Here is a 9,219-nt window from a genome sequence, read left to right as displayed (position 1 = left end):
GGGCAGCCGGGGACTGCGCCGCAGCCACCGAACCGCACCGAGCCCGCCAGCGATGCCAGCCGACGCACGGCACTCCCCACGCCCAACGAACTGACGCCTCTCCCCCGCGCAGTTTGCGGGGGAGAGGTTGGGAGAGGGGGGCGCCGCGGACGGCCACCCGGCCAGTCGAACCCCGCTCCTCCCGATCCTCCATCACCCCCCCGGGAATGCCCCGCACCCCTCCACCTCCGCTCGACCACCGCGTCCGCAGGAACCTCGAGGCGCTGGGCGTCCGGGGCACCGGCGCGCACGTGATGGTGGCGGTGTCGGGCGGCATGGATTCGGTGGCGCTGCTGCACCTGCTGCGCTTCGCGGCGGACGATCCCACGATGACGCTGTCCGCCGCCCACTTCGACCACGGCATGCGCCCCGGCAGTGAAGCTGATGCGCGCTGGGTCCGGGGTCTCTGCCGCGCCTGGGGCATCCCTCTCTCCGAAGCGCGCGCAGACCCTCCGCCGCGGACGGAGGAAGCCGCCCGCGACGCGCGGTACGCATTCCTGCGCGCGGCGCAGGCCGGGGCCGGTGCCACCCACCTGGCCACGGCCCACCACGCCGACGACCAGGCCGAGACCGTGCTCTTTCGCGTGCTGCGCGGCACGGGCATCCACGGGCTGGCCGGAATCCCCCCGGTGGACGCGACGGGGCTGATCCGCCCGCTCCTTCCGTTCTGGCGCGCGGAGCTCCGCCATTACACGCGCGCCGCGGGGCTGCGCTGGCGCGACGATCCCAGCAACCGGTCGCTGGACCCGGCGCGCAACCGCATCCGCCGCGGGCTGCTCCCGCGGATCGAGCGTACGGTGGCGGCTGGCGCGCGTGCCAGCCTGGTGCGCTTGGCCCAGCTGGCCCGCGAAGACGAGGCCGCCTGGGAAGCCGTGCTCGCGCCGCTGCTGGCCGAGGCGGTGCACGAAGAAGACGGGGCGGTGCTGCTTGTTCGCGAGCGCTTCGCGGCTTATGATTGGCCCGTCGCCGCCCGACTGCTCCGTGCCGCGCTGCGCCGGCTGGCCACCGTCCCCGACCGGGCGGGAACCCGCGCGGCGCTTGAGTTTATCAGCCAGGCACCCAGCGGACGGACCCTTCGGCTTGCGGGTGGCGTACTGATCACCACGGAGTTCGGCGTCGCGCGCCTTCACCGCGCGGCCGAGAACCCGGCGGAGCCGCCGCCCGACCTGTCCCTCGCGATCGACAGCGTCACGGGCGAGGGCCGGTTCCGCGTCGGCGGCCGGGAGCGCGTGGCGCGCTGGGTCGAGGGCGAGGCGCGGCCCGGGGGCGAGGCGGATTCCGCCACCGTGTGCATCGCCGCGGACCGCGTGGCCTGGCCGCTGTCGCTGCGGGGATGGATGCCGGGCGACCGGATGCGCACGCGGGCGGGAACGCGCCCGCTCAGGAAGCTGTTCGGCGAGGCGCGCATGCCCGTGGGCGCGCGCCGCGCCGCGCCCGTGCTGGCCGACGCCGCCGGGTCCGTGCTGTGGGTGCCCGGGGTGGGTGCCGCCGCCGGCCTGGCGCCCCGGCCCGGGGAACGGGCCATCACTCTTCTGGTCTCCGATGTCTGACACCGAGCTCAACCTGGCCCGCACCGGCGGGCACTCCGTATCTCGGGTGCTGTTCAGCGCCGAACAGATCGCCCAGCGGGTGCGGGAGATCGGCGCCCAGATCACCGAGGCCTATCCGCGCGACGAGGAACTGCTGGTGCTGGGCACCCTCAAGGGATCGTTCATCTTTTTGAGCGACCTGGTGCGCAGCATCAACCGGCCCATGGAGGTGGACTTCCTGGTCGCCTCCAGCTACGGCAGCGGCACCACCAGCTCCGGCCAGGTGAACCTGCTGTACGAAACGCCGGCCAGCATCGAAGGCAAGCACGTGGTGCTGGTGGAAGACATCGTCGACAGCGGCACCACCCTCAACCGCCTGATCCCGCTGCTCCGGGGGCGCAACATCAAGTCGCTGGAGATCTGCGCGCTGCTTCACAAGCACATCGCCAGCAACCTGGCGCAGGAGCCGCGCTGGCTGGGCTTCGACTGCCCGCTGGAGTTCGTCATCGGGTACGGGCTGGACCATTCGGAATTCTACCGGAACCTGCCGTTCATCGGGGTGATCGACCCCTGAGCGGCCGGGCCGGCTGACCTGATTATTCGCGCGACGGGACTCCGCGCCCGCCGCGGCCCCGGAAGGGAAAAAGCAGTCCATGGCAGACGAAGAAAAGGGCACTTCCAAGCCCCAGCCGCCCAAGCTGGGCCGCGTCACGCGCACCGCCGGGTTCTGGCTGGTGCTGGTGATGGTGTCCATCCTTACCGTTCAGCTCACCAGCCGCCGCGCCGAGCCGGTGCGCGACATCGCGTACTCCGAGTTCAAGGCCGAGCTCAAGAAGGGCAACGTCGACTCGGTGACGGTCATCGACGGCGTGATGGTGGAGGGGCGGGTCAAGCAGCCCTGGACGCGCGGCACGGGTGAGCAGCTGCAGCGCTTCCACCGCTTCCGCACCCGCGCGCCCGTCCGCGACTCCGAGGACATGATCACCGCGCTCGAGGCCGCCAACGTGCGCATCAGTGCGCGCGAGCCGGCCGTGGGCGTGGGGCGGCTGCTCCTGGCGTCGCTCCCCTGGCTGCTGATCATCGCCCTGTGGATCTTCTTCATGCGGCAGATGCAGGCCAGCGGCAACAAGGCCTTCCAGTTCGGCAAGAGCAAGGCGCGCATGCTGTCGGGCGACACCCCCAAGGTGAGCTTCGACGACGTGGCCGGCGCCGACGAGGCCAAGGCCGAGCTGCAGGAGATCGTGGAGTTTTTGAAGGACCCCAAGAAGTTCGGCCGGCTGGGCGGGCGCATTCCCAAGGGCGCGCTGCTCGTGGGCCCTCCGGGCACCGGCAAGACGCTGCTTGCGCGCGCCGTGGCGGGTGAGGCCGGGCGACCCTTCTTCAGCATGTCGGGATCGGACTTCGTGGAGATGTTCGTGGGCGTGGGCGCCAGCCGCGTGCGCGACCTGTTCGAGCAGGGCAAGAGCCACGCGCCCTGCATCATCTTCATCGACGAGATCGACGCCGTGGGCCGCCACCGCGGCGCCGGCTTGGGCGGCGGGCACGACGAGCGCGAGCAGACGCTGAACCAGCTGCTGGTGGAGATGGACGGGTTCGAGGGGAACGACGGGGTGATCCTGGTGGCCGCCACCAACCGCCCCGACGTGCTGGACCCGGCGCTGCTGCGCCCCGGCCGCTTCGACCGCCAGATCGTGGTGGACCTGCCGGACCTGCGCGGCCGCGAGGGCATCCTCAAGGTGCACATGAAGAAGGTGCCCACCGCGCCCGACGTGGACGTGAACGTGCTGGCGCGCGGCACCCCCGGAATGGCGGGCGCCGACCTGGCCAACCTGGTGAACGAGGCCGCCCTGCTCGCCGCCCGCCGCGGGCGCGACAAGGTGTACATGGGCGACTTCGAGGAGGCCAAGGACAAGGTGATGCTGGGCGCCGAGCGCCGCTCCTTCGTCATGAAGGACGAGGAGCGCCGGCTGACCGCGTACCACGAGGCCGGCCACGCCGTCTGCACGGTCACCATTCCGGGGAACGACCCGCTGCACAAGGTGACCATCATCCCGCGCGGGCGGGCGCTGGGGCTGGCCTTCACCCTGCCGGAGGACGACCGGGTGTCCGTCACCCGCCAGCAGCTGGAGGCCAAGCTGGTGATGACGTACGGCGGGCGCGCGGCCGAGGAGCTGGTGTTCGGGCGCGACCGGGTGACCACCGGCGCCTCCGGCGACATCCAGCAGGCCACCCGCATCGCCCGGCGCTACGTGACGCAGTGGGGGCTGAGCGACGCCGTGGGCCCCGTGGCCATCGCCGAGGGTGAGCACGAGGTGTTCCTGGGGCGCGACATCGGCCAGCGGCGCGAGGTGTCGGAAAAGATGTCGGAGCTGGTGGATGCCGAGGTGGGGCGCGTACTGAACGAGGCGCTGGGCCGAGCGCGCGACACCCTGCGCGAGAACATCGACCTGCTTCACGCGGTGGCCAACCAGCTGCTGGAGCGCGAGACGCTGACGCGCGACGACGTGCTGCTGCTGGCCGCCGGCAAGGAGCTGCCGCCGCTGAAGCCGCTGGACGAGCCGGGCCCGCCCGACCTCGCGGGCCTGCCTGCGCCCGCGCCGGACCGGCCCAAGCCCGCCGGCGGCATCGAGGGGCTGAAGCCGCGGCTCGCGTAATCCAGCAACAGAAGGTTTCACGCAGAGGACGCAGAGAACAGAAGGAGGACGCAGAGAAAAGCCATTCTTTTCTCTGCGTCCTCTCTTTCATCTCTGCGTCCTCCGCGTGAAACGTCTCTCGCGGGGCCTGTCGCGCGCGCTTGCCTTGGCGCTTTTGCGTTCGATACTTTCGGCCCCATGGCCAATTCCAGCGCACGTCTCGATCTACCGGTTCTGCCGACCGTCTCCAACGACGTGTGGGCGATCCGCGGGCGGGCGCTTTCGCTGGAGCGGCCGCTGGTGATGGGCATCCTGAACGTGACCCCCGACAGCTTCAGCGACGGGGGCCGGTTCCTGGACCCGGCCCGCGCCGTGGACCAGGCGCGGCGGATGGCGGAGGACGGCGTGGACCTGATCGATGTCGGCGGCGAATCCACCCGCCCCGGCGCCCCCGCCGTCTCCGCAGACGAAGAGGCGGCGCGCGTCGTGCCTGTGCTGCGGGCCATCAAGGGCGAGCTCGACATCCCCGTCTCCATCGACACCCGCAAGGCGGAGGTGGCTCGCGAGGCGCTGGACGGCGGCGCGGACGTCATCAACGACGTCTCGGCGCTGGGCGACGCGCGGATGGCCGGGATCGTGGCCCCCTCCGGCGCCGGGCTGGTGCTGATGCACATGCGCGGCACGCCCGAAACCATGCAGCGGATGACGGACTACGGGGACGTGGTGGACGACGTGGCGGCGGAGCTGGAGCAGGCGCTGGAGCGCGCGGACCGGGCCGGGATCGCGCGCGAACGGGTCGTGCTGGACCCCGGCATAGGGTTCGCCAAGACCGCGGAGCAGAACCTGGAGCTGATCGCCGGCCTGGCGCGCCTCGAACGGCGGCTGGGACGGCCCGTGCTCCTGGGCGCGTCGCGTAAGTCATTCATCGGCGCCCTGCTCGGCGGCGTTCCGGCGGACGCGCGCGACGCAGGGGGCGTGGGCGCGTGCGTGGCCGGGCTGGCGCGGGGTGCCCGCATCTTCCGTGTGCACGACGTCCGCTCCACCCGCCATGCGCTGGACGTGGCGCACGCGGTGCTGCGGCTGTCGGCGGAGGGCCCGTGAACGGCCTGGTGGACCGCTTCGGCTTCCTGGCGCCCGACTGGAAGGATCTCCTCGAGATCCTGGTGGTCGCCGTCGTCGTCTACCGCGTGCTGCGGGTGCTGGCGGGGACGCGCGCCATCCAGATGCTGCTGGGCATCTTCGCCATCGTTGCCACCTACGGCGCCGCGCGGGTGCTGAACCTGTCGCTGCTGGAGTACCTGCTGGAGCGCGTATTCGAGTTCGGCGTGATCGCCGCGCTCATCGTCTTTCAGCCGGAGCTTCGCAGCGCGCTCGCCCAGTTGGGGCAGAACCGGCTCCTGCGCGTGTTCTCGCGGCTGGAGCAGATGCAGGTGGCGGAAGAGGTGTCGCAGGCGGTGGAAGAGATGTCGCGCGGCAAGGTGGGCGCCATCATCGCCGTGGAGCGCGAGGTGGGGCTGGGCGAGTACCTGGAATCGGGCACCGCCCTGCAGGCCCGCGTGTCCGACGCGCTGCTGCTGAACATCTTTACCCCGTACTCGCTGCTCCACGACGGCGCGGCGGTCATCCGCGGCGACCAGATCGTGGCGGCGGGGGTCATCCTGCCGCTCACCCAGTCCGTCTTGGACGACCGCACGCTGGGCACGCGCCACCGCGCCGCCTTGGGCCTTTCGGAAGAGACGGACGCGATGGTCGTCGTGGTGTCGGAAGAGACGGGCGCCATCTCCCTGGCCCACGCCGGCCGCCTGCACCGCCACCTGACGCCCGACCAGTTGGAGAAGATGCTGAACGAGGGCGCCCCCGGGGGCGTGGAGCGTCGCGGCGTCCTCACCGGCGACTGATCCCGCTTCGCGCCCCGGACCTCCGCATGTCTTCTCTCCGACGCACCTGCCTGCTGTTCCTGGCGGCGCTCGTTCTCCTCGGCACCCCGAGGAGCCGCGCCGCCGCGCAGGATGCGCCCGATCCAGCGCGGAAGACGTTCGTCATCGTGCACGGCGCGTGGGGCGGGGGATGGGCTTGGAAGCGCGTGGATTCGCTGCTGACCGCCCGCGGGCACACCGTCTACCGCCCGACGCTCACCGGCCTGGGCGAGCGCGTGCACCTGGGTTCGCCCGAGGTGGGGCTGGGCACGCACGTGCGCGACGTCGTCAACACGCTGGTCTACGAGGACCTGCGCGGCGTCGTCCTCGTAGGGCACAGCTACGGCGGGATGGTGATCACCGGGGTGGCGGACCAGGTGCCGGACCGCATCAGCCACTTGGTGTACCTGGATGCGTACCTGCCGGAGCACGGGGAGAGCGTGCTGAGCCTCGGCTCGCCACTGCGCGACTCCACCCTCGCAAGCTGGTCGCGCTTCGGGATGATCGTGCCGCCATGGCTGGAGCCGGCGCGCGACCCGCCATGGGACGTTCCGCATCCCTACCGCAGCTTCGCCGATCCGCTGCTGCTCGCCCATCCACCCGGCCGCGGCCTCCCCGCCACGTACATCCTGACGATGGAGCCCGGCAAGCAGACGGACGCGTTCTCGATGTACGCGGACCGCGCCCGCGCGCGCGGCTGGACCGTGCTGCAGATGCCGGCCGGCCACAATCCCCAGACCACCGCCCCGCGCGAGCTGGTGGACCTTCTCCACGGCCTGCGCTGACGTTCCCGCCTCGCTTGCTACCGCCCCCGCAACGACATACAATCGTCCGCATGAACGCCGAAATGCTGGCCGCGCGGGTTGCGGAGGTTCGGGAGGGGATCGAGCGGGCGATGCAGCGCGCCGGGCGCACCGGCGACGTGACGCTCGTGGCCGTCACCAAGACGCATCCGCCAGAGATCGTGCAGGCCGCGATCGCCGCGGGGCTCGCCGACGTGGGCGAGAACCGCGTGCAGGAGATGGAGGACAAGGTGGCCGTCGTGGGCCGCACGGCCGTGCGCTGGCACCTGATCGGCCACCTTCAGCGCAACAAGGCAGGCAAGGCGGTGGAGCTCGCCGACCTGGTGCACTCGCTGGACTCGCTGCGCCTGGCCGAAGCGCTTTCGAAGGAGGCGCAGCGCGCGGGGACGACGGTGGATGCGCTCGTCCAGGTGAACACCTCGGGCGAGGAGAGCAAGTTCGGGCTGGCGGCCGACGAGGCGGTGGATGCCGTCGCGCGGATGGCGGAGCTGCCGGGCCTGCGGCTGCGGGGGATGATGACCATGGCGCCGTTCACCGACGACCAGGCCGTCATCCGGCGCACCTTCGCCGCGGCGCGGCGGCTGTGCGACGAGGGGGCGCGGCAGGTTCCCGCCCTGGGACGGCAGCTTTCGATGGGCATGAGCAACGACTACGAGATCGCGGTGGAAGAGGGAAGCACCCTCGTCCGCGTGGGCTCGACCCTCTTTGGAGAGCGCGGGCGATGATCGATCTCACGCCGCTGGACGTACGAAAGAAGAAGGGCGACTTCCGGAAGGTCGTCCGCGGGTACGACGCCGGTTCCGTGGACGACTACCTGGACACCGTCGCCCAGCGCTTTGAGGAGCTGGTGCGCGAAAACGCCGGGCTGAGCGTTCGCGTGGAGGGGATGGCCGAATCCATCGCCGCCTACCGCGACCGCGAGCGCGCCATGAACGAGGCCCTCGTTTCCGCCCAGCAGCTTCGCGAGGAGATGCGCGAACAGGCCGCCCGCGAGGCCGATCTGGTGCTGCGCGAGGCCCGCGCCGAGGCCGACCGCATCGTGGGCGAGGCGCGCCGCCAGGCCACGATGGCGGCGGAGACCCTGCGCCGCCTGCAGGGCCAGCGCGTGCGCTTCCTTCGCCTGTTCCGCGCCCTCGTGGAGCGGCAGCTGACGGAGATCGAGCAGGAGGAAGAGCGCACCTCCGCCGTCGGCCGGGGGGACGAGGATCCCGAGGCGCAGGGGCACTGACCGTGGATGTGAGAGAGCAGATCGCGGCCGCGGTCGCGGAGATCCGCGGCCGGAGCACGCTGGAGCCGCGCGTGGCCATCATTTTGGGCACGGGGCTGGGCGGGCTGGCGGAGCGCATCGAGGTAGAGGCGGAGATTCCCTACGCCGAGATCCCCCACTTTCCGTTGTCCACCGTCGAGACGCACACGGGGCGGCTGCTGCTGGGGTGGCTGGGCGGCAAGCCGGTGGTGGCGATGCAGGGGCGCTTCCATCGCTACGAGGGCTACACCCTTCAGCAGGCGGCCTTTCCCGTGCGCGTGATGCGGGCGCTGGGCGCGGACACGCTCGTCGTCTCCAACGCGTGCGGGGGGATGAACCCGTTGTGGGGACCCGGCGACCTGGTGCTGATCGCCGACCACATCAACCTGCTGGGCGACAACCCGCTGATCGGCCCCAACCTGGACGAGCTGGGGCCGCGCTTTCCCGACATGTCGGCCGTGTACGACGCCGAGCTGCGGCGGATTGCGGTGGAGGTGGCACTGGAGCGGGGGATCACGCTGCGGCGCGGCGTCTACGTGGCCGTGGCCGGGCCCAACCTGGAGACACGTGCCGAGTACCGCATGCTGCGGATGATGGGCGCCGACGTGGTGGGGATGTCGACGGTGCCGGAGGTGATCGTAGCCATCCACGGCGGCATGCGGGTGATGGGCGTTTCCATCATCACCGACCAGTGCCTGCCGGATGCGCTGGAAGTGGCCGACATCCGGAAGATCATCGCCGTCGCCGGCGCCGCCGAGCCGAACCTGACGGCGCTGGTGGAGGGCGTGGTCGAACGGCTGTAGGCCGGGCATCTGCAGGTTGGGTAAGTGAGGCCGGGGGCTGGAGATCCCCGGCCTTTTCGTGTCCCTGCAAGGAGCGGATGAATCCGCCGCTCCGCCGCACACTGCGGGAAGCCTCCCAAACCCCGGGAGGCTTGAGTTCGGGCGCGCCACCAAGGTGCAGAGTGCACCCGGGCAAGCCAGTCCGCGAAGGCAGACTTCGTGTAGTTGTTGCCGCGAATTCATTCGCCCCAGCAGGCTTCGGCACCACACA

General features: G+C 71.3%; 9 protein-coding genes. All 9 read left to right on the top strand.

Features of this window, described 5'->3' with window-relative positions:
• The first annotated feature begins 206 nt into the window (after positions 1-206).
• Positions 207-1,589: a tRNA lysidine(34) synthetase TilS gene (gene tilS, locus VGB24_RS15390; protein WP_331073837.1), complete on the top strand. Its 1,383-nt coding sequence runs from the start codon at positions 207-209 to the stop codon at positions 1,587-1,589.
• Entirely contained in the window at positions 1,582-2,142 is a 561-nt protein-coding gene (gene hpt / locus VGB24_RS15385) for a hypoxanthine phosphoribosyltransferase (RefSeq protein ID WP_331073836.1), read from the top strand. The genes tilS and hpt overlap by 8 nt, the downstream gene beginning before the upstream one ends.
• Positions 2,143-2,221: 79 nt before the next feature.
• A complete protein-coding gene (gene ftsH, locus VGB24_RS15380; RefSeq protein ID WP_331073835.1) occupies positions 2,222-4,222 on the top strand; it encodes an ATP-dependent zinc metalloprotease FtsH in 2,001 nt (666 codons plus the stop codon).
• 177 nt (positions 4,223-4,399) lie between these two features.
• A complete protein-coding gene (gene folP / locus VGB24_RS15375) occupies positions 4,400-5,302 on the top strand; it encodes a dihydropteroate synthase (protein WP_331073834.1) in 903 nt (300 codons plus the stop codon).
• Positions 5,299-6,099, top strand: coding sequence for a diadenylate cyclase CdaA (cdaA, locus tag VGB24_RS15370; protein WP_331073833.1), 801 nt, complete (start codon positions 5,299-5,301; stop codon positions 6,097-6,099). Before folP ends, cdaA begins: the two co-directional genes overlap by 4 nt.
• A 26-nt stretch (positions 6,100-6,125) precedes the next feature.
• Complete coding sequence (locus VGB24_RS15365; protein WP_331073832.1) at positions 6,126-6,902, top strand: alpha/beta hydrolase; 777 nt, start codon at positions 6,126-6,128, stop codon at positions 6,900-6,902.
• A 50-nt stretch (positions 6,903-6,952) separates the two neighbouring features.
• The gene (locus VGB24_RS15360) at positions 6,953-7,645 is read left to right on the top strand and encodes a YggS family pyridoxal phosphate-dependent enzyme (RefSeq protein WP_331073831.1); all 693 of its coding nucleotides are present in this window, start codon (positions 6,953-6,955) and stop codon (positions 7,643-7,645) included.
• On the top strand, positions 7,642-8,148 hold the full coding sequence (locus tag VGB24_RS15355) for a DivIVA domain-containing protein (RefSeq protein ID WP_331073830.1): 507 nt from the start codon (positions 7,642-7,644) through the stop codon (positions 8,146-8,148). Before VGB24_RS15360 ends, VGB24_RS15355 begins: the two co-directional genes overlap by 4 nt.
• A gap of 2 nt (positions 8,149-8,150) precedes the next feature.
• Complete coding sequence (locus VGB24_RS15350; RefSeq protein ID WP_331073829.1) at positions 8,151-8,969, top strand: purine-nucleoside phosphorylase; 819 nt, start codon at positions 8,151-8,153, stop codon at positions 8,967-8,969.
• Positions 8,970-9,219 lie beyond the last annotated feature (250 nt).

Origin of the sequence: Longimicrobium sp., assembly GCF_036399935.1 — a bacterium.
Lineage (GTDB): Bacteria > Gemmatimonadota > Gemmatimonadetes > Longimicrobiales > Longimicrobiaceae > Longimicrobium.
The sequence above is the reverse complement of the archived record's forward strand: the minus strand, read 5'-3'. Positions and strand labels throughout refer to the sequence as shown.

Bases quoted from the DNA above. Each gene is read 5' to 3' on its own strand.
- tilS (WP_331073837.1), top strand. From the start codon at position 207: ATGCCCCGCACCCCTCCACCTCCGCTCGACCACCGCGTCCGCAGGAAC.
- hpt (WP_331073836.1), top strand. From the start codon at position 1,582: ATGTCTGACACCGAGCTCAACCTGGCCCGCACCGGCGGGCACTCCGTA.
- ftsH (WP_331073835.1), top strand. From the start codon at position 2,222: ATGGCAGACGAAGAAAAGGGCACTTCCAAGCCCCAGCCGCCCAAGCTG.
- folP (WP_331073834.1), top strand. From the start codon at position 4,400: ATGGCCAATTCCAGCGCACGTCTCGATCTACCGGTTCTGCCGACCGTC.
- VGB24_RS15365 (WP_331073832.1), top strand. From the start codon at position 6,126: ATGTCTTCTCTCCGACGCACCTGCCTGCTGTTCCTGGCGGCGCTCGTT.
- VGB24_RS15360 (WP_331073831.1), top strand. From the start codon at position 6,953: ATGAACGCCGAAATGCTGGCCGCGCGGGTTGCGGAGGTTCGGGAGGGG.
- VGB24_RS15355 (WP_331073830.1), top strand. From the start codon at position 7,642: ATGATCGATCTCACGCCGCTGGACGTACGAAAGAAGAAGGGCGACTTC.